Here is a 19,978-nt window from a genome sequence, read left to right on the forward strand (position 1 = left end):
GCGTCTCAACATCAAGGATATTCACATGAGTACCGTTGTCAGTCAGCCCGCGCAGGAGCATAGGGTCGTTCCTGCCTGGACGGGGGTCATCCGGCATCTGCACATCACGCCGCGTGCCTTTTTGCCCATGGAATCGTTCCAGGAGCTCACCCTGGTGGCCGGCAAGGGTATTGTCGGCGACCGCTACCTCCTCGGCCACGAGCAGGGGTTTTATTCGCATAAACCAGAGGAGGGACGCCAGATCACGTTGTTCGAGATTGAAACGCTTGAGGCGTTGCAGCGGGATGCCGGCATTGAAATGCTGCCGCAAGAACATCGCCGTAATGTCACCGTTCAGGGTGTCCCTCTGAATCATCTGGTCGGACGGCGATTCTGGCTGGGTGGGGCGTTGCTGGAGGCTACGCGCCTGTCCACGCCGTGCCGGCATATCGAGGAAATCCTGGACAAGGCCGTGTTTGATCCCATGATCAATCGGGCTGGGCTCAATTGCAGAATCCTGCAAGGCGGCACGATCCGCGTGGGCGACATTGTGCGGGAGGCGTGAAATGGCGTCTCCCATCAAACATCTCCAGTTGCTCGTTCAGGCGCTTGACGAGCCGGTTCCCGGTGTGAAACGGCTGCTGTTGGCTGATCAGGATGGTTGGCGATTGCCCGCTTTCCGACCTGGAGCGCATATCGATCTGCACTTGGACGGGGGCCTGGTGCGCACCTATTCGCTGTGCAATGAACCCGAAGACAATCGGCGGTATATCGTTGCCGTGAAAAAAGAAGCGAATGGCCGGGGTGGGTCCCGCTATATTCATGAAACCCTGCGGCCGGGCCAGACCATTGGTGTCTCGGTACCCAGGGGCGGGCTGGAATTCGCCGATTCAGCGATGAATGTCTTTATTGCCGGCGGCATTGGCATTACGCCTTTTGTCTCGGCCATCCGCACGCTGGAACGCCAGGGCAGGAATGACTACGTGCTGCATTGGGCCAGCATGGGGCCGCCCAGCCTGGGCGACATGCTCCAGCCGGCGCTCTCTGCGGGGCGTGTGCATCTGTACGATACGCGACGGGTGGCTCCTCCTGACCTGGGAACCCTTATCAGACAATATGGCGATACTGCCAAAGTCTTCTGCTGCGGGCCCGGCGGCATGCTGGATGCCGTCGAGGCGCTGGTCGCTGATTGGCCCGAAGATCGCAAGCACATCGAGCGCTTTGTTGCGCCTGCCCATACGCCGGATCCGAGCGTCAAGCCGTATCGTGTCGTCTTGGCCAAAAGTGGCCGTGAAAAGGACGTATTGCCCGAAATCGGCCTGCTGGCCACCCTGGAATCCATGGATGCCGACATCATTGTGTCGTGCGGGGGCGGCATTTGTGGCGCATGCCGCACTCCCTGGAGCGAAGGGCCGCCCATCCACCACGATCGGGTGCTGACGCCACGGGAGCGCGAACGCGAGGTCTGCGTCTGTGTTGCGGATTGCGCGGGCCCCACGCTGGTGCTTGATATCTAGGGAAGGCCGGGCGGATGACCGCGCCGGCCCTAGAACGCCGGATTGATGCTCAGGGCCATCAGGGCCGAGAGCTGGCACAGCGGCCGGCCCGAATCCCGCCGCAAAGCGTTGAAAGCCTCCTGCACGGCCTGCAGGTCGCGCTGGGCGGTGGGCTCGCGCTCGATGACGCCCGCGGCCGCCAGGCGCGCGACCACGTCGCTGGTCAGCAGGAACGTGTCCTTGCCGGCCAGGCGCAGGAATCCGGCGGCCGAGCGTCCGCCCAGGCGCGCGCCCCGCTTGGCCAGCAGACGCCACAGGCCGATCGTGTCGGTGTCCGGCCAGTCGGCCAGGAACGCGCCGAAGCCGGTGCCCCGTTCCCGGCGGATGTCCAGGATGAAGCGGGCGTTTGCCGGAATGCTCTTGATCTTGGCGCGGTCGCGGATGATCCGGTCGTTCTGCATGTGCGCTTCGATCAGCGAAGGGCCGAGCTGCGCCATGGCCTCGGGGGCGAAGCCCTGGAAGGCCTGCTCGAATTCGGGCCACTTGGCGTCGACCATCGTGTGCTGCACGCCCGCGTGGAAGACCCGCCGGGTCATGGCGGAAAGATAGCGGTCGTCGCCCTGGTCCTTCAAGGCCCGGGGCGTCAGCGCCCGGGGCAGAAAGGCTTCCAGGGCCTCGTCGGATTCAAAGCGCGCGCGGACCGTGTCGTAGAGCTGGCGATAGTCGAGGGTCATGAGTGTCTTCCTGTGAGCCGTCTGCCCGGAGGCCGTCCTCCTGGGAGGCATCTTCCCGGCGCCCGTCTTCCTGCGAGCCGGCCCGCCTGACGTCGCGGGCGGGCGGCCGCCGGGCGGGGGTCAGCCTTGCAGCGCCGCGCGGATGGCGCTGCGCGTGGCGCGCGCGGTCTTGGCGGCGGCCTGTTCCCAGCCTTCCTGGGCGCTGGCGTACAGGATGGCGCGCGACGAATTGATCATCATGCCGCGGCCGGCGGGCGTGCGGCCCGCCTGCACCGTGGCCCGGATGTCGCCGCCCTGGACGCCGATGCCGGGAACCAGCAGGGGCATGTCCCCCACCCGGCGGCGCACCTGGGCGATTTCTTCCGGGAAGGTGGCGCCCACCACCAGGGCGCATTGCCCGCTGGTGTTCCAGACGCGGGCCACCTGGTCGGCGACGTGCAGGTACAGCGGCGTGCCGTTGGCCAGGCGCATGTCCTGGAAATCGGCGCCGCCGACGTTGGAGGTGCGGCACAGGATGATGACGCCGCGCTCGCCGTAGTCGATGTAGGGCTGCACGGAATCGCGCCCCATGTAGGGATTGACCGTGACCGCGTCGGCGCCGTAGCGCTCGAACGCCTCGCGGGCGTACTGCTCGGCGGTGCTGCCGATGTCGCCGCGCTTGGCGTCCAGCACGATGGGCAGGTCCGGATGCCGCTCGCGGATCGTCCGGCAGATGTCCTGCAGCTGGTCCTCGGCGCCCAGCGCCGAGAAATACGCGATCTGCGGCTTGAAGCCACAGACGTAGGGCGCGGTGGCCTCGACGATGCGCAGGCAGAATTCGGTGATCGCGTCCGGCCGGCCTTCCAGTTCCTTGGGAAAGCGCCGCGGGTCCGGATCCAGGCCCACCATCAGCAGGGAATCCTGGGCGGCCCAGGCGCGGTTCAGCTTGTCGATGAAGGTCATGGGGTCGGCCTCTGTCTCGTATGGGTATGGGTTCGGGGGAGTGCGGTGCGCTCGCGGTCGCGCGCCGCGTGCGTCTTCATGGGCTCGGGAGCTCAGGACGGCCACCAGCGCGGCGCCAGCACCGCCGCCCAGGCGGCGGCCGCCAGCAGCAGCGTCAGCAGCACCGCCGCGCTGCCGATGTCCTTGGCGCGTCCCAGCAGGGGATGATAGTCGGTGCCGATCGCGTCGGCCAGCGTCTCGATCGCGGAATTGAGCAGCTCCACCGCCAGCACCAGCACCGGCGCGCCCGCCAGCAGCAGCCGTTCGACGGCGCTGTCGCCCAGCCACAGTCCCAGCGGGATCAGGATCGCGGCCAGCACCGTTTCCTGGCGGAAGGCGGCCTCGTGGCGCCACGCCGCGCCCAGCCCCTGCAGCGAATAGCCGAAGGCGCGCGCGATGCGCAGCAGTCCGCCGGTGCTCTTGTAAGGGGAGGGCTGGGTCATGGGGCGACGGGTCCGGATGGTGCGGGCATTGTAATGGATGGGGTGTCGGGAAGCGGCCGCTTCCATCCGCCTGTCGATGTGGATGCTGCCGTAGGGGCAGCGCAGCCCGGCCGATAAAAAATCCCCGCCGCGGCGAACCGTGACGGGGATGATGCAGAACACGAGATAGCCCCTGCGGACTATCTCGTGCCTGCCGAATCCGGGCAGCGTGCAAGCTGCAAGGCGGGGCCGGCGCCGGAGCGCCGGCTGGAGACGGACGGGAGCTTAGAAGCCGCCCATGCCGCCCATGCCACCCATGCCGCCCATGTCGGGCATGGCCGGCGCGGCCTTGTCTTCCACGATCTCGGCCACGGCGGCTTCGGTGGTCAGCAGCAGGCTGGCGACCGAGGCGGCGTTCTGCAGCGCGGTGCGGGTGACCTTGGTCGGGTCGATCACGCCCTGCTCGACCAGGTCGCCGTATTCGCCGGTGGCGGCGTTGTAGCCGTAGTTGCCTTCGCCCTTCTCGACCGCGTTGACGATCACGCTGGCTTCGTCGCCGGCGTTGCTGACGATGGTGCGCAGCGGGGATTCGATGGCGCGCAGGACCAGCTTGATGCCGGCGTCCTGGTCGGCGTTGTCGCCCTTGACCTTGGCCACGGCGGCCTTGGCACGGATCAGCGCGACGCCGCCGCCCGGGACGATGCCTTCCTCGACGGCGGCACGCGTGGCGTGCAGCGCGTCTTCGACACGGGCCTTCTTTTCCTTCATTTCGACTTCGGTGGCCGCGCCCACGCGGATCACCGCGACGCCGCCGGCCAGCTTGGCGACGCGTTCCTGCAGCTTTTCACGGTCGTAGTCGGACGTGGCTTCCTCGATCTGGGCGCGGATCTGCTTGACGCGCGCTTCGATGTTGGCGGCCTGGCCGGCGCCGTCGATGATGGTGGTGTTTTCCTTGGCCACTTCGATGCGCTTGGCCTGGCCCAGCAGCTCCAGGGTCGCCTTTTCCAGCGACAGGCCGGTTTCCTCGGAGATCACCGTGCCGCCCGTCAGGATGGCGATGTCTTCCAGCATGGCCTTGCGGCGGTCGCCGAAGCCCGGGGCCTTGACGGCGGTGGTCTTCAGGATGCCGCGGATGTTGTTCACCACCAGGGTGGCCAGGGCTTCGCCCTCGACGTCCTCGGCCACGATCAGCAGCGGACGGCTGGACTTGGCGACTTGTTCCAGCACCGGCAGCAGGTCGCGGATGTTGCTGATCTTCTTGTCGAAGATCAGGACGAACGGATCGTCCAGCACGGCGACTTGCTTGTCGGGGTTGTTGATGAAGTAGGGCGACAGGTAGCCGCGGTCGAACTGCATGCCTTCGACGACGTCGAGTTCGTTTTCCAGGGACTTGCCGTCCTCGACGGTGATGACGCCTTCCTTGCCGACCTTGTCCATCGCGTTGGCGATGATTTCACCGACGGAGGTGTCGCTGTTGGCCGAGATCGAGCCGACCTGGGCGATGGCCTTGCTGGTGGTGCAGGGCTTGGACAGGGCGTGCAGCTCGTTGACGGCGGCGATCACGGCCTTGTCGATGCCGCGCTTCAGGTCCATGGGGCTGATGCCGGCGGCCACGTACTTCAGGCCTTCCTCGACGATGGCCTGGGCCAGCACGGTGGCGGTGGTGGTGCCGTCGCCGGCGTTGTCGGAGGTCTTGGAAGCGACTTCCTTGACCAGTTGCGCGCCGATGTTCTCGAACTTGTCCTTCAGTTCGATTTCCTTGGCGACGGAGACGCCGTCCTTGGTGACGGTGGGGGCGCCGAAGGAGCGGTCCAGCACCACGTTGCGGCCCTTGGGGCCCATGGTGGTCTTGACGGCGTTGGCGAGGATGTTGACGCCGCGGACGATGCGGGTGCGGGCATCGTCACCGAAATAAACTTGCTTTGCAGCCATGTCGAAATTCCTTGGTATGAGGGGGGCTTACAGGATCACGGCGAGGACTTCTTCCTCGCGGATGACGAGCACTTCCTCGCCATCGACCTTGACGGACTGGCCGGCGTACTTGCCGAACAGGACCTTGTCGCCGACCTTCAGGTCGACCGGGATCACTTTGCCGTCGTCGGTCTTCTTGCCGGGACCGACGGCCAGGACTTCGCCCTGGTCGGGCTTTTCAGCCGCGCTGTCAGGGATGACGATACCCGAGGCGGTGGTGCGCTCGTTGTCCAGACGCTTGACGATCACGCGATCGTGCAAAGGACGCAGTGCCATGGAGGAACTCCTGTACGTAGAAAGTGTGAATGGGTGCTGGGGCAGAGGATTGTTAGCACTCAACCCCGTCGAGTGCTAATTATAAGGACGATTCCCCGCGTTTCAAGAGGGGAGCCGGGCTTGTTACAAGTAAGGGGGCGCCGATGAGACCTTCGAGGGGTCCGGCGGCCTGCCGGCCACGGGACTGAAGGCGCTGAGGCGTGGGCGAGGCCGATGCTGGACTGCAGGCGGGCGCCCGAGGCGGCCGCCCGGCGCCGGGGCCATGGATCGCGCGGGCGGCGCTTCAGGAGGGAAGGCTGCCCGCCCCCGATGGCGCCCACCGGCTGAAATTCGATCCCATCCGGATGAAATGCCGCTCGATGAAATGCCAGGAAACATAGCCGAGCAATGCCGCAATCGCCACCGATGCGAGCTGGTTGAAGCTGATCCCCTGTTCGGGAAAATATTGCGCCATCACCTGCTGGACCGGCCAGCCCCATAAATACATCCCGTAAGAGATGTCGATGGCCGGCTTGAATTTCAGCAGGGCCTTCCGGCTGGAAAAAAACAGGATGGAGTAAAAAACGGCGAGATAGAAGAAATAAAAATTGTACGACGACTTCATGAACAAAAAGTACAGGGCCCATGCGCCAATGGTCCCCTGGAAATGCACCTGGATCCTGTCCTTGAACAGGGTGAAAAGCGACCCCGCGGCGAAACAGGGTGCGAGCATGGTGATCTCGGTGTTCTGCGGCAGCCAGGTGAAGAGCAGCGTGTTTCCGGTGGCCGAATCCACCAGGATGACGAGAAACAGCCCGATCGACAGAGAGCGGGATCGGGTCGAGCCCAGCAGGAATGCCGCAAGCAGTGCGACATAGGCATAGATCTCGTACGGGATCGACCACAATGATCCATTGACGGAGCTGAGCGCATTGTCCTGGAACACCCCCGGAAGATCATATTGCATGTCCATGATCAGTCCGTGCAGGAAGTATTCGTAGATGGCGGGATTTGAAAAATACTCGTGGGGTGGATGGGCCGAAAGGAGCGGCCCGAACACGAAAGCCATGGCTGCCAGCACGACCGCCAGCGCGGGCCAGATCCTGAAAAACCGCGACATCAGGAATTGGCAGGTGTCCTTTTTCTCGACCAGGCTGTTGGTCACGACCAGGCCGCTCAGAAAGAAGAATGTCTTGATCGCAAGCGAGCCCGAGTAATCGAAAACCAGCAGCCTTTTCAAGAAATCCAGCTTCCCTTCGGTGGGAAGCACGGCGTAGGCGTGGCCATATATCACCATGGCCGCTGCAATCAGCCGGAAGATATCCAGATTGTTGTTTTCTTTGCGGAGAACGTTGGACAGGAGCATGGATCGAAAATCCGAGGTTCCGGTTGCGCCAAAAAATCAAGACAGATCTTCGACGGTGGTTTCGAGCGGGAAATTGAAGGGGCGATGCGGGGATCGAAGCGCGCGGCGGAGGGCGTGGACGGAAAGCCGTGCGCTGGTGCAGCACGCTCCCGGGCATTGGCACAGGTATCGCCGGGCCTGCAGGGAACACTGAGGCTCATCGACTTCAATCCTGTACATGCTCCATGGTGGACCCCGCCTTGCATGTTCAGTATGTATGGAACTGCACCAAGCGTTTTCTCGGAGGCGGACAGGAAAGATCCGGATCCACGGACATTGGCGCATCACTGGTGTTCAAGGCCGGCCCAATCGGCTGCTTCGCCATCCTTCCGCCGGCCCATTCGAGGGCAGGGTACGATGGTGTGCATGCATTGCTTGGGTTACAAATGGTGGCATATATTGCCTCTTGTACGTGTCAGCAAGCCACTGCATGCATTTTCTTGAAATCGCCGCACCGGGCGATCCTGAACTCCCGCGCCCGCCCGGGCGATCCAGGTCCGGCCTGATGCCGCCGCCTCACCGCTCCGCCAGGCAGGCGTGCACTCCCCGTGCGATGGCGCGGGCCAGGCGCGCGACCGTCTCCGGCTCGCCGAGGCGGGCTTCTTCCGCCGGATTGACGATCACCCCCGCCTCGACCAGAACGGCGGGCATGGGCGCGGTGCGCAGCACCGCCAGGCCGTCGTAGCGGTGGATGCCCAGGCGGCGGTCGACGAACGGATGGTTTTCGCCTTCGACCGGCTCGGCGTGATAGTTCGAGGGCCGTTCGCCCGCCGCCCGCAGCCGCTCGCCGATGCGCCGGGCGCAGCGCAGGCTGTGCGCGGGATGGGGGTTGCGCCGCGACACGAAAATCGAATAGCCCGCGAACTCGCCCTGGCGGCCGGCCTGGAGATACCGCGCCAGGATCGAGTCGTGGTGGATCGAGACGAGGACGTCGGCATCCGGCGCACCCGCCGCGCGCTGGTCCGGGGGGATGTCCGCGCCGATGCCTTCGACCCGCGTCGTCCGCTCGCCCAGCGCCGCCAGCGCGCGGGCGAGGGCGGCGGCCAGATCCCGGTTGTACAGGTACTCGGGGCGGCCGCTGGCGCCCGCCGCGCCCGGATGTTCCGGCCCGTGGCCCGCGTCCACCAGGACGTGCGCGGCGCGCGCGGGGGCGGCGCCGCCCGGGGCCAGCAGGCCGAGGGTCAGCAAAACGGAAGCCAGCAGGACCGGAGCCGGCAAAACGCGGGCCGGCAGACCGGGGGCCCGGAAGGGAAGCAGGGCGCGCGCCAGGCGCCTGCGGGCAGAGCATGTCGGTGACACGGCAACGGTCCTCCGGGAAACGGGGCGCGGCGCGGCCGCCGCGCTGGGGTCCGGCGCGGCCGCCTCCGCGGCCCGGCGCGCCGTCCGCCCCCAGCATACGACCCCGCAGCGGACAGGGCTATGGGGAAATCCGGCCCCCTTCTGGGCGATGATGCGGGTTTCGGCCGCGGGCCGGTGTCCCGGTGGGGGCGCCGCGCTCCCGGCCCGTGCAATCCAGAGAGGTTTCGAGATGAGCGATGACGATTTCCAGCCCGGCACGATCCAGCGGCTGGAGCAGGGGTTCGAGGGGCGGCTGGAGCGGTTCTATGGCCACGATCCGGCGGCCGTCTGGGCCATGCTGACGCAGCCCGCGCGCCTGGCCCAGTGGCTGGCGCCCGGCACCATCGAGTTGCGGCAGGGCGGGGCCGTGCGCATCGATTTCGCCGACAGCGGCATCGTGATCGACAGCGCCGTCACGGCGCTGGAGCCGCAGCGCGTGCTGGAATATTCCTGGAGCAGCGGTTCGCAGCCCGAACGGCCCATCCGCTGGGAACTGGCCGAGGAGGCGGACGGCACGCGGCTGACGCTGACCGTGCGCCTGCCCGGCGACGAGGACGCCGCCAAGGCCTGCGCGGGATTCGACGGCCACCTGGACATGCTGGCCGCGGCCCTGGAGAACGTGCCGGTGCGCTTTCCCCTGGACCTGTACCTGCGGGCGCGCAAGCATTACCAGACGCTGCTGGATGCCTGAGCGCGCGAACCGCACCGCATGAGTCGCGTCGTGCCTCCTCCTACGAGGCGATCGCCAGCCGCCGCCGCGGCGCGGGCCGGGCCGGCGCCGGCGCGCCATCTTCCGTGTCCCGCCGGAACACCCCGGCCGCGCTGGCCAGGTTCAGGGTCTGGCCGTCCAGGGTCTGCACGGCCGTGAACGACTCCTCGGCCATGGCGGCGTTGCCCCGGGTCAGGTCGCCGAGCTGGACGAAGGTTTCGCGGATGCGCGCCAGGCCGTCGGCCTGCTCCCGCCCCGCCTGATGGATGTGGTCGATCAGCGCGCCCACCTGGCGGTTCTGCTCCAGGATGTGGCCCATCGCTTCGGTGGCCTCGCGCGTGCGGGCCACGCCGCCCTGGGCGATCTGCACGGTTTCGTGGATCAGGCCGCCGATTTCCTTGGCGGCGCTGGCCGAGCGCTGGGCCAGCGCGCGCACTTCGCCGGCCACCACGGCAAAGCCGCGTCCCTGTTCGCCGGCGCGCGCGGCCTCGACCGCGGCATTGAGCGCCAGGATGTTGGTCTGGAAGGCGATGCTGTCGATCACCCCCACGATCTCGCCGATCTTCTGGCTGGCCGCGTCCATGTGTTCGATCTGGTGCGCGGCCTGTTCCACGGTGCTGGCCGCGTGGACGGCCGAATTGCCCGAATCCTTGGCCAGGGCGACGGCCTGCCGGGCGCGGTCGGCGTTGCTTTCGATCAGGTCGGCGAGCTGCTCCATGGCGTTGGCCGTCTCGGCCAGCCGGTTGGCCGCCTGTTCGGTTTCGGTGCTGAGGTGCTGGCTGCCCTGGGCGATCTCGCCGGAGGCGTGGCGCAGGCCGCCGAGCTGGGCGTGCACGTCGTCGATGAAGGAGCGCAGGTTCAGGCTGGATTGCGTGATGGCTTTCTGGATCGAGGCGATCTCGTCCAGGCGGGGCAGGCGCCAGTCGTCCACGGGCTGGCCCGTGGCGGCCTGCACGGCCTGGCGCTGGATGGCGCGCAGCGGCCGCACCAGCCAGTGGTCCAGGAGCAGGCCGGCCAGCAGCACCAGCGCGGCGCCGCCGCCCGCGGCGCCCAGCCACGCCGTGCCGCGCAGTCCGGCCAGCCAGGCGAGGCCGGCCCAGAGCGGAATCAGGCTGCCCAGGATCAGCACCAGCCGCTGGCGCAGCGACAGCGTGCGCAGCCCGTTGCGCCAGCGCCGCCAGCCCGTGTCCAGCAGCAGGCCGCGATGGAAGCGCGCGACGGGCCGGCCGGCCTGGAAGGAGGCGTAGACGTGCTCGGCCGCGGCGATTTCCGCGCGGCTGGGCTTGGTGCGCACCGACAGGTAGCCGCTGAGCGCGCCCTGGTGGTAGACGGGCGCGACGTTGGCGCGCACCCAGTAGTGGTCGCCGTTCTTGCGCCGGTTTTTCACCAGGGCCGTCCACGAGCGGCCCTCTTTCAGGGTATCCCACAAATCCTGGTAGGCCTCGGGGGGGACGTCGGGATGGCGCACGATGTTGTGGGCCTTGCCCAGCAGCTCGTTGTAGTCGAAGCCGCTCACACGCACGAATGCCGCGTTGGCATACGTGATGCGGCCCTTGAGGTCGGTGGCGGACAGCAGCGTCTCATCTTCTGGAAAATCGTATTCCTGTTGCGTGACGGGCAGGTTCTTGCGCATGGTGATCCCCAGGATCGTTAAGGTATAAAATATCTTTCGTATCAATGACTTACGACAAATATTCCAACGAACGAGCATCATACCCGGGGTACATATTTTTTTCGCATGTTTCATGATGCGAAATCGGCATAAAACAACACGCCTCCATTACGTTTCAGCACGCAGAACCCTTGATTGATAGTCATCGACAATCGGCTCTATTTAAACAATCAATTTTACTTATCATAAGGGCTCGCCTACACCGGTTTCCGTCGCCCTCGTGGCCCTTTCACTGAACCTCTGAACAAGGAGTTTCCATGTCCCTGATCAACACCACCATCAAGCCCTTCAAAGCCACCGCCTACCACAATGGCAAGTTCGTCGAAGTCAGCGACCAGACCGTCGCCGGCAAGTGGTCCGTGTTCGTGTTCTACCCGGCCGACTTCACCTTCGTGTGCCCGACCGAACTGGAAGACCTGGCCGACCACTACGCCGAATTCCAGAAGCTGGGCGTGGAAGTCTATTCCGTGTCCACCGACACCCATTTCGCCCACAAGGCCTGGCACGACACGTCCGACGCCATCAAGAAGGTCAACTACCCGATGATCGGCGACCCCACCCACCTGCTGGCGCGCAACTTCGACGTGCTGATCGAAGAAGAAGGCGTGGCCCTGCGCGGCACCTTCGTGGTGAACCCGGCCGGCGAAATCAAGGTCCTGGAAATCCATGACAACGGCATCGGCCGCGACGCGTCCGAACTGCTGCGCAAGGTCAAGGCCGCCCAGTACGTCGCCAGCCACCCGGGCGAAGTCTGCCCGGCCAAGTGGGAAGAAGGCGCCAAGACGCCGACCCCCTCGCTGGACCTGGTCGGCAAGATCTGATCCTTTCCCTCACCGGACCGGCGCGCGCCTTCGGGATGCGCGCCGCGTGATGTCTCGGCGGCCTGCCCGCGGGCCGCCGATTTTTCTCCCCCGCGCTTTCTGAGCGGGCGATACCATGTGGGTGTCGTCGGGGGGGACGCTTTTTTCCAAAAAGGTACGAATATGCTGGATGCAAACCTCAAAGGGCAATTGGGAACCTACCTCGAGCGGGTGACGCTGCCCGTCGAATTGCGCGCGTCGCTGGACGATGGCGCCCAGTCGCAGGAACTGCGGGCCTTTCTGGAAGACATCGCCAGCCTGTCCGACAAGATCACCGTGACGGACGACGCCCCCGGGGCGCGCGTGCCGTCGTTCGCAATCGCCCGCGCCGGCACCGACGTGGCCGTGCGCTTCGCCGGCATCCCGCTGGGCCATGAATTCACCTCGCTGGTGCTGGCCCTGCTGCAGGTCGGCGGCCATCCGCCCAAGCTGGACGAGGCCGTGGCCGAGCAGGTCCGCAAGCTGCCGGGCGACTATACGTTTGAAACCTATTTCTCGCTGTCGTGCCAGAACTGCCCGGACGTGGTGCAGGCGCTGAACGCGATGTCGGTCCTCAACCCGCGCATCCGCCACGTGGCGATCGACGGCGCCCTGTTCCAGGACGAAGTCCAGCAGCGCGAGATCCTGTCCGTGCCCGCGGTGTTCCTGAACGGCGAGCTGTTCCACCAGGGCCGCGCCGGCGTCGAGGAACTGCTGGCCAAGCTGGACGCCGGCGACACGAGCGCCAAGGTCGATGCCCTGAACGCCCGCGAGGAGTTCGACGTGCTGGTGGTCGGCGGCGGCCCCGCGGGCGCCGCGGCGGCCGTGTACGCGGCGCGCAAGGGCATCCGCACCGGCGTGGTGGCCGAACGCTTCGGCGGCCAGGTGCTCGACACCATGGCGATCGAGAACTACATCTCCGTGCTCGAGACCGAAGGGCCCAAGTTCGGCGTCGCGCTGGAGCAGCACGTCAAGGCCTACGAAGTGGACATCATGAACCTGCAGCGGGCCAGCCGCCTGGTGCCGGGCAAGTCGATCCAGGTCGAACTGGCCAGCGGCGCCGTCCTGAAGGCCAAGACCGTCATCCTGTCCACCGGCGCGCGCTGGCGCCAGATCAATGTGCCCGGGGAAAACGAATACCGCAATCGCGGCGTGGCCTACTGCCCGCACTGCGACGGTCCGCTGTTCAAGGGCAAGCGCGTGGCGGTGATCGGCGGCGGCAACTCCGGCGTCGAGGCAGCGATCGATCTGGCCGGCATCGTGGGCCACGTCACGCTGATCGAGTTCGGCGACGCCCTGCGGGCCGACGACGTGCTGCAGCGCAAACTGCGCAGCCTGTCCAACGTGACCGTCATCACCTCGGCCCAGACCACCGAGATCCACGGCGACGGCAAGCGCGTGACCGGGCTGAGCTACACCGACCGCGCCAGCGGCGCCGCGCATCGCGTCGAGCTGGAAGGCGTGTTCATCCAGATCGGCCTGGTGCCCAACACCGAATGGCTCAAGGGCACGGTCGAGCTCAGCAAGCACGGCGAGATCGTGGTCGATGCCCGCGGCCAGACCTCGGTGCCCGGCGTGTTCGCCGCGGGCGACGCGACGACGGTGCCGTACAAGCAGATCATCATCGCCGCCGGCGAAGGCGCCAAGGCCGCCCTGGCCGCCTTCGACCACCTGATCCGCAGCTCGGTCGCGGCCGAGGAAAAGGCCGTCGCCTGATCCCCGGGGCGCGCCTCCCGCACGGCGGGCCGGAGCGATCCGGCCCGCCGTTTTCCCGGGTGCGCGGCCCCGTCCGCGACGCGCTTCAGTCCGGCACGCCGTCCTCCATCCGCGGCCAGGGGCCGTCGATGTGCTTGCTGCACAGGTCCACCCAGGCCTGGGCGGCGTGGCCGAGCATCGGCCAGGCCGCCGCCAGCAGGGCGATGTCCCAGCTCAGCGTGTCGGGCCCCAGGGGGCGGGCATCGAGTCCCAGATCCTCCGGGGTGCGGATGAAGGGCTCGGGCAGCAGCGCGATGCCCATCCCCGCCTGCGCCATGGACAGGGTCCAGTCCCACTGGCCGCTGCGGGCGGCGATCAGCGGCTCGAAGCCGGCGGCCTGGAATTGCCGGTCCAGCAGGCGGGCCAGCGCGAAGTCGTCGTCCAGCAGGACCAGGGGCTGGCCGCGCAGGTCACGGACCTGGGGCGCGGGCGGCAGCGGCCGCATCAGGCCGGGCTGGCCGACGGCCAGGATCCGGTGCCGGGCGACGACCCGCGGGCGCAGGCCCAGCTCCGGCGCCACCGGCATCAGGCTGAAGCCCAGGTCCAGCCGGCCTTCGGCCACCTGGCGCTCGATGGCGCGCCCCGTGTCCTCGTGCAGCGCGACCTCGATCTTCGGATAGCGCTGGCGGTATTCCTTCAGGGGCGCGGTGAACAGGCGGTTGATCATCGGCGGCAGGCCGAGGTCCAGCCGGCCCAGTTCCAGGGCCTGGGTGCGGGCGATGTCGCGCAGCAGGGCCCGGTGTGCCGCGAGCACGTCCTGGCCGCGCGCCAGGACCACGCGGCCCATGTCGGTGAGCCGCGCCGGGCGCCGCTCCCGGTCCAGCAGCGGGGCGCCGATCTCGTCCTCGAGCTGGCGGATCATCTTGCTGATCGTCGATTGCGTGACGCCCAGGGCCGTGGCGGCGTGGGTGAAGTTCTGCCGCCGGGCGGTCTCGATGAAGTAGCTGAGCGCGCGCAGGTCCATCGTGGCTGGCTCCCCTGATCATGAATAAATAGAATTGTACCTATGGTTTCAATGAATATTGGCGATGATATTCTCGGCTCATCATCGCACCAATAGACGAGGAGACCATGATGATGGAACGCCTGCAATGCGCCGAGCTGAGATCCAGGATCATGACGGTGACGCAAGCCGCCGCCCTGTTCAGGGACGGCATGACGGTCGGGATGAGCGGCTTCACCCGCGCCGGGGACTGCAAGGCCCTGCCCGCCGCCCTCGCGGAGCGGGCGCGGCATGAGACGCTGCGGCTGAACCTGATCACGGGGGCCTCGCTGGGCAACGACAGCGACGGTCTCATGGCCGAGGCCGGGCTGCTGGCGCGCCGCCTGCCGTTCCAGTCCGACGCCCGGCTGCGCCGCAGGATCAACGAGGGGCAGGTCATGTTCATCGACCAGCACCTGTCCGAGACCGTGGAGCAGCTGCGCGCGGGCCACATTCCGAAGATCGACATCGCCGTGGTCGAGGCGGCCGCCATCCTGCCCGACGGCGGCATCGTGCCCACCATGTCCGTCGGCAATTCCGCCAGCTTCGTCGCCCAGGCCGAGCGCGTGATCGTCGAGCTGAACACCCGCATGCCCACGAGCCTGATGGGCATGCATGACATCTACGTGCCCGAGGCCTATCCCGGGCGCCAGCCCATTCCTCTGACCGAGCCGGACCAGCGCATCGGCACGCCGGCGATTCCCGTCGACCCGTCGCGCATCGCCGCCATCGTCGTCACCCACCACCCCGACAGTCCCTCCAGCGTCCAGCCGCCCGACGAGGACACCCGCGCGATCGCCCGCCACATCATCGGCTTCCTGGAAGGCGAGGTGGCCGCCGGCCGCCTGTCCGATACGCTGCTGCCGCTGCAGGTGGGCATCGGCACCATCGCCAACGCGGTCATGCACGGGCTGGTGGACGCGCCGTTCCGCGACCTGCGGATGTATTCCGAAGTCCTCCAGGACAGCGCCATCGCCCTGATCGACGCGGGCCGGGTGTCGTTCGCCTCGGCCTCGTCGATCACCCTGTCCGAACCGGTGTACCGGCGCTTCATGGAGCGCCTGGACGAATACGCCCGGCGCATCGTGCTGCGTCCCCAGGAAATCAGCAACCACTGCGAGATCGTGCGCCGCCTGGGCATCATCGCCATCAACACGGCGCTGGAATTCGACCTCTACGGCAACGTGAATTCCACGCACGTCGGCGGCACGCGCATGATGAACGGCATCGGCGGTTCGGGCGACTTCGCCCGCCATGCCCACCTGTCGATCTTCGTGAGCAAGTCGGTGGCCAAGGGCGGCGACATCTCCAGCGTGGTGCCGATGGTGGCCCACGTGGACCACACCGAGCACGACGTGGACATCCTGGTGACCGAATGGGGCCTGGCCGACCTGCGCAACCTGGCGCCGCGCGAGCGCGCGCCCCGCGTCATCGAATGCTGCGCGCATCCGGACTACCGGGAGGAACTGATGGACTACTTCCGGCGCGCCCGCGCGCAGGGAGGTCACACTCCGCACCTCGTCGGCGAGGCCCTGTCCTGGCACGAACGCCACGCCCGCACCGGGTCGATGCGCAGCGAGCAGATGGCCTGTGCCTGAACGCGGCCGGGACCGGCGCACCGGTCCCGGGCGGCCCCCTCCGGCATGGGGCGGGGGCGCGCCGCGTGCCTGTCGGGAGCGCCGCGTGCCTCGACAGTTCCGGTGGCACCCTCTAGAATTGATCTGCCTTAAAGCTCGAAGCCTGCTGCCGCAGGCCAGACCGTTTTTCCCTCCCGTTGTCGATCCATCGTGGATTCCCTGAACCTGAGGTGATATGAACAGCCAGCGCAGACGTTTCATGCAGGCATGCGGCGCCGCGAGCGCGATGATGCTCCCCGGACTCGCGGGCGCGTCGCGGCTCCCGGGCCCGGACGCCCATTCCTCCGCCGGGCCGAGCCCCGCGCAAATCGAAAAATCCATCAAGGCCGGCTTCGGCGGCGGCTTTTCCGTGCGCAGCCACCGCTGCGACGGCCGCCTCGTCCATGCCGACATCCAGCATGCCGGCACCTGTTACCGGGTCGTCTCGCAGGATCTGTTCGACTGGCACGTCGTGGCGACGACGCGCGCCTGAGCGGGCCGCGGTCTTGCCATTGCCCCTGATTTCATCCAACAAGATCGGAGACGCCGCGTGACAGCAGCCATCAAGAGCATCCGCATTCATCCAGGCATCGGCCTGGCCCGCATGGGCGACAGCGACGAATTCTTCATCGGTCCCGAGGCGCCCGGCATCGTGCCCGATCCGGGCGGGCAGGGCGGCCCCGGCCCGGAAGGCGGCGCGTACCGCGACGGCGCCCAGCGCCTGAAGCGCCAGGCGCAACGCTACCGCGTGTATGCCTACGACGAGGCGGGCGCCGTGATCGGCGAGCTCTCCGCCGGTTCGGGCGAGGTCCGGTCCATGCGCTGGCGGGTGCACGTGCGCAACATGAAGGCGGCCAACTACGCCTTCCAGGGCGCCTACCTGTTCGACCCCGACAAGCTGCGCAACCCGGGCATCCAGCCCGGCCTCAAGCCGCGCGAACGCACCCAGCTCATCATCGATCCGGGCGTGCAGACCCTCTCGACGGGCCAGGCGCAGCCGGTCGTCCTGAAGGGCAGCGTGTTCACGGGCGTCGAAAAGGGCACGCTGCCCGGCGAACTGCGCTACGAAGGCTTCGTGCCGAAAGACATCTCCAAGGAAGTCGAGGTCACCTACCAGGCGGCGCACGACATCGAGCTCGGCCAGCTGCGGCTGGACGAGGCGGGCCGCCTGCTGTTCGTGGCCTCGCCCGGCAAGGGCGGATGCGTCACCACGCCCCGCGTGGCCCTGTCCAACCCCAGCGAATTCCACGACGCGCCCAACGGTCCCCGGGGCGGCACGGACCCGCTGACGAACCAGTTCGCCTACTTCAACATTCCCGGCTGGTGGGACGACACCTGCGGGGGCGAAATCGACGTCACCGTCACCCTGAAGGACGGCACCGTCCTCAGCACGCGCGACGGCGTGAGCAAGGCCGAGGACGAGGGCCGGCGCAATCCGGCGCAGGGCGCCTGGATCATCACCGCGCCGCCCAAGTACGCACCGCACATGCTCCACGTGGTGTCCATCCTGGACCGCATCTACGAGGCGTTCCCCGAAGCCTATCCGCACCGGGGAAAAAAGACCGTCTTCTACCGCGACATCCATCCGCTCTTCGCCAAGGCCGTCAATTACGGCTGGGTCAGCGCGGAAGCGGCGGGAGTCGAGGCGCACACCAAGGACCTGGCGCACGGCCCCAGGCAGCCGGGCAATCTCCTGAGCCCGGGCTACGTCGCCGCGCTGGCCGATCCCGGCGAAACGATGAAGCCGCTGCGTCAGCGCATCTATGGCTTCATGCGCCACGCCTCCGGCCCCAACGGCCGCCTGGTGGATTCCCTGCTGCCGGCGCCGCCGCAGCGCCCCACCAGCTGGAAGGATCCGAAATTCGCCGTCGAGGTCGACGACCGCAAGATGCCGAAGCTCTGGGGCACCGGGGGCAAGCCGCTGCAGAACCAGCAGCTGGGCGACCACTTCCCCAACCAGTTCCTCAGCCTGACCGACTGGCAGCTGCGCCACCTGAAAGCGTGGGCGGACGGCGATTTCGAGACCGGCACGCCGCAGGAGCCCGTGCCCCTCGACCGCCTGCCGCTGCAGGAGCAGCCGCATGCCCTGGATGCCGCCGCGGTGGAGCCCACCATCGGCGGGGGCTTCCATCCCGGCATCGAATTCCCCTATCTGGTGATCTACCGGGAAAAATTCGCGGCGCCGTTCCGGGTGGCCAGCGATATCGAGCCCGGCGAGCTCAGCGCCTACATGTCCAGCCCCTGGCACGGGGACTTCTGGTCGTGCAACACGGCCTGGTGGCCGACGCAAAGGCCGGACGTCGTCTTCCAGTACGATCCCAAGGACCAGTCCCGCACCCACCGAGAATGGTTCCGCGGCTACGACGAGCAGGGCGAGCCCCTGTCCTCCGAGGACGGCTACGACCAGATGGTGTATGCCTGGCCCAAGCTCGGCATGGTGCTGCCGCTGAAGGGCCCCGACGGCGGCGTCGTGCACGACAACGGCGAGATCGTATTCGTCGAACAGCAGCGCGACCCCGCCCTGGATCGTCCGCCCGCCAAGCAGGGCGGCTGATGCCGGCCGGCCTGCCCGGGCCCGAAAGCGATGGCGGCGCCGGTCCCGAGGCCGCCTGGGACGTCATCATCGTCGGCGCGGGGCCGGCCGGCAGCGCCGCCGCCATGGTGCTGTCCGGCTTCGGCCGGCGCGTCCTGCTGCTGGATCGCAGCGTGGCGCACGGCTTCAAGCTGGGCGAGTCGATCGCGCCGGGGGCGCTGGGGCTGGTGCGGCATTTCCTCGGCGAGCCCGAGTCCTTTCCCGGCGACCTGGCGTTCTTCCGGACGGCCGGCAATCTCTCGGTCTGGGCCGATGCCGCGCCGCAGACGACGGATTTCTTCTTCACGCCGGCCGGCCACGGCCTGTGCGTGGATCGCGTCGCCTTCGACGAGGCCCTGCGGCGGCGCGCGGCGCGCATGGGCGCCACCCTGCTGACGGGCGCGCGCTTCGTCTCGTGCGCGCGCGCGGCGGACGGATCGGCGGACTGGCTGGCGACCGTGGCGGTGGCTGGCGGGCAGCGCCGCTGCCGGGCGCGCTTCCTGCTGGATTGCTCGGGCCGGCAGGCCGCCGTGGGCCGCGCCCTGGGCGTGGGCCATGCCAGGCTGGACCGGCTGTTCGCCTATGCCCGCTGGTACGACAGCCCGCTCGCCGACGAGGACCGCCTCACGCGCATCGAGGCCGGGCCGCAGGGCTGGTGGTACAGCAACCGCCTGCACGCCGCCGGCGCCGGATCCAGGCGCCTGGTGGTGTTCCATGGCGACCGCGACACCCCGGCGGCCAGGGATGCCGCCAGCGCCGCGGGCTTCGACCGCCTGCTGCGGGACTCCGTGCTGCTGGGGCCCCTGCTGCGCGACCGCGCCTACGCCGCCCGCGGCCCCGTGCGCGGGGCGCCCGCGCACAGCCAGCGCCTGGACGCGTTCTGCGGCGAGGGCTGGCTGGCCGCCGGCGATGCGGCGCAGGCGTACGATCCCCTGTCTTCGCAGGGCATCTGGAAGGCGCTGGACACCGGCAGCCAGGCCGGGCACGCGGCGCATGACCTGCTCCAGGAAGGCCGGGAGGACGGCGGCCGCGCGGCGGACGAGCGCGCCCGCCAGCTGCGCCAGTATGCGCAGCGGCAGGCGCGCGCCTGGGAAACCTATCGAACACAGCTCGGCTTCTACTATGCGAGCCAGCCGCGCTGGCGCGACGCGCCCTTCTGGCGGCGCCGGCGGGATGCGGCCGCCTGGGATCCCGTCCGTGCCGATACAATGACGCCTGTCTGAACCGAAAAGGCCGGGTGCCGCAGGCCCGG

The 19,978-nt window shown here is 67.8% G+C and carries 18 protein-coding genes; 9 read left to right on the top strand and 9 right to left on the bottom strand.

Going from position 1 to position 19,978, the window contains the following annotated elements:
- The first annotated feature begins 25 nt into the window (after positions 1-25).
- Positions 26-544, top strand: a complete 519-nt coding sequence (locus tag HNR28_RS13070) for an MOSC domain-containing protein (protein WP_043684802.1) — start codon at positions 26-28, stop codon at positions 542-544.
- A 1-nt stretch (position 545) separates the two neighbouring features.
- Positions 546-1,496: a PDR/VanB family oxidoreductase gene (locus HNR28_RS13075; RefSeq protein ID WP_151024121.1), complete on the top strand. Its 951-nt coding sequence runs from the start codon at positions 546-548 to the stop codon at positions 1,494-1,496.
- A gap of 29 nt (positions 1,497-1,525) precedes the next feature.
- On the opposite strand, the gene HNR28_RS13080 is transcribed toward HNR28_RS13075, so the two are convergent.
- The 7 genes from HNR28_RS13080 to HNR28_RS13110 all read right to left on the bottom strand — a co-directional run bounded on the left by HNR28_RS13080 (position 1,526) and on the right by HNR28_RS13110 (position 8,512).
- A complete protein-coding gene (locus HNR28_RS13080) occupies positions 1,526-2,209 on the bottom strand; it encodes a DNA-3-methyladenine glycosylase I (protein WP_151024122.1) in 684 nt (227 codons plus the stop codon).
- Positions 2,210-2,329: 120 nt separating this feature from the next.
- Complete coding sequence (gene pyrF / locus HNR28_RS13085; RefSeq protein ID WP_043684794.1) at positions 2,330-3,151, bottom strand: orotidine-5'-phosphate decarboxylase; 822 nt, start codon at positions 3,149-3,151, stop codon at positions 2,330-2,332.
- Positions 3,152-3,243: 92 nt separating this feature from the next.
- Positions 3,244-3,633 (bottom strand): diacylglycerol kinase, encoded by a 390-nt coding sequence (locus HNR28_RS13090; RefSeq protein ID WP_043684792.1) that lies wholly within the window; start codon positions 3,631-3,633, stop codon positions 3,244-3,246.
- A 264-nt stretch (positions 3,634-3,897) separates the two neighbouring features.
- The gene (groL, locus tag HNR28_RS13095) at positions 3,898-5,544 is read right to left on the bottom strand and encodes a chaperonin GroEL (RefSeq protein WP_043684789.1); all 1,647 of its coding nucleotides are present in this window, start codon (positions 5,542-5,544) and stop codon (positions 3,898-3,900) included.
- Between the two features lie 27 nt (positions 5,545-5,571).
- Positions 5,572-5,859 carry a co-chaperone GroES gene (locus tag HNR28_RS13100; protein WP_043684786.1) on the bottom strand — a complete coding sequence of 96 codons (288 nt, stop codon included), beginning with the start codon at positions 5,857-5,859 and terminating at the stop codon, positions 5,572-5,574.
- Positions 5,860-6,142: 283 nt separating this feature from the next.
- Positions 6,143-7,204: an acyltransferase family protein gene (locus HNR28_RS13105; RefSeq protein WP_151024123.1), complete on the bottom strand. Its 1,062-nt coding sequence runs from the start codon at positions 7,202-7,204 to the stop codon at positions 6,143-6,145.
- A gap of 555 nt (positions 7,205-7,759) precedes the next feature.
- Positions 7,760-8,512 (bottom strand): N-acetylmuramoyl-L-alanine amidase family protein, encoded by a 753-nt coding sequence (locus HNR28_RS13110; protein WP_151024139.1) that lies wholly within the window; start codon positions 8,510-8,512, stop codon positions 7,760-7,762.
- A gap of 259 nt (positions 8,513-8,771) precedes the next feature.
- Here HNR28_RS13110 and HNR28_RS13115 point away from each other — a divergent pair, with 259 nt between their 5' ends.
- Positions 8,772-9,272, top strand: coding sequence for an SRPBCC family protein (locus tag HNR28_RS13115; RefSeq protein WP_151024124.1), 501 nt, complete (start codon positions 8,772-8,774; stop codon positions 9,270-9,272).
- A gap of 40 nt (positions 9,273-9,312) precedes the next feature.
- Here the strand turns inward: HNR28_RS13115 and HNR28_RS13120 are convergent, their stop codons facing one another.
- On the bottom strand, positions 9,313-10,923 hold the full coding sequence (locus HNR28_RS13120; RefSeq protein WP_151024125.1) for a methyl-accepting chemotaxis protein: 1,611 nt from the start codon (positions 10,921-10,923) through the stop codon (positions 9,313-9,315).
- A 296-nt stretch (positions 10,924-11,219) separates the two neighbouring features.
- Here HNR28_RS13120 and ahpC point away from each other — a divergent pair, with 296 nt between their 5' ends.
- Positions 11,220-11,783, top strand: coding sequence for an alkyl hydroperoxide reductase subunit C (gene ahpC / locus HNR28_RS13125; protein WP_151024126.1), 564 nt, complete (start codon positions 11,220-11,222; stop codon positions 11,781-11,783).
- 162 nt (positions 11,784-11,945) lie between these two features.
- Entirely contained in the window at positions 11,946-13,517 is a 1,572-nt protein-coding gene (gene ahpF, locus HNR28_RS13130) for an alkyl hydroperoxide reductase subunit F (protein WP_151024127.1), read from the top strand.
- Between the two features lie 85 nt (positions 13,518-13,602).
- Here ahpF and HNR28_RS13135 read toward each other — a convergent pair whose 3' ends face one another.
- A complete protein-coding gene (locus HNR28_RS13135) occupies positions 13,603-14,520 on the bottom strand; it encodes a LysR substrate-binding domain-containing protein (RefSeq protein WP_043684774.1) in 918 nt (305 codons plus the stop codon).
- Between the two features lie 107 nt (positions 14,521-14,627).
- Between HNR28_RS13135 and HNR28_RS13140 the strand changes: the two genes are divergently transcribed.
- The 4 genes from HNR28_RS13140 (at position 14,628) to HNR28_RS13155 (ending at position 19,949) form a co-directional block, all read left to right on the top strand.
- Positions 14,628-16,136 (top strand): acetyl-CoA hydrolase/transferase family protein, encoded by a 1,509-nt coding sequence (locus tag HNR28_RS13140; RefSeq protein WP_151024128.1) that lies wholly within the window; start codon positions 14,628-14,630, stop codon positions 16,134-16,136.
- Positions 16,137-16,350: 214 nt separating this feature from the next.
- Positions 16,351-16,647 (top strand): twin-arginine translocation signal domain-containing protein, encoded by a 297-nt coding sequence (locus HNR28_RS13145; protein ID WP_043684768.1) that lies wholly within the window; start codon positions 16,351-16,353, stop codon positions 16,645-16,647.
- A 57-nt stretch (positions 16,648-16,704) separates the two neighbouring features.
- Entirely contained in the window at positions 16,705-18,708 is a 2,004-nt protein-coding gene (locus HNR28_RS18820) for a LodA/GoxA family CTQ-dependent oxidase (RefSeq protein ID WP_151024129.1), read from the top strand.
- Positions 18,708-19,949, top strand: a complete 1,242-nt coding sequence (locus HNR28_RS13155) for an NAD(P)/FAD-dependent oxidoreductase (RefSeq protein ID WP_151024130.1) — start codon at positions 18,708-18,710, stop codon at positions 19,947-19,949. Before HNR28_RS18820 ends, HNR28_RS13155 begins: the two co-directional genes overlap by 1 nt.
- The last annotated feature ends 29 nt before the right edge of the window (positions 19,950-19,978 follow it).

This window comes from Castellaniella defragrans (genome assembly GCF_014203015.1).
Lineage (GTDB): Bacteria > Pseudomonadota > Gammaproteobacteria > Burkholderiales > Burkholderiaceae_B > Castellaniella > Castellaniella defragrans.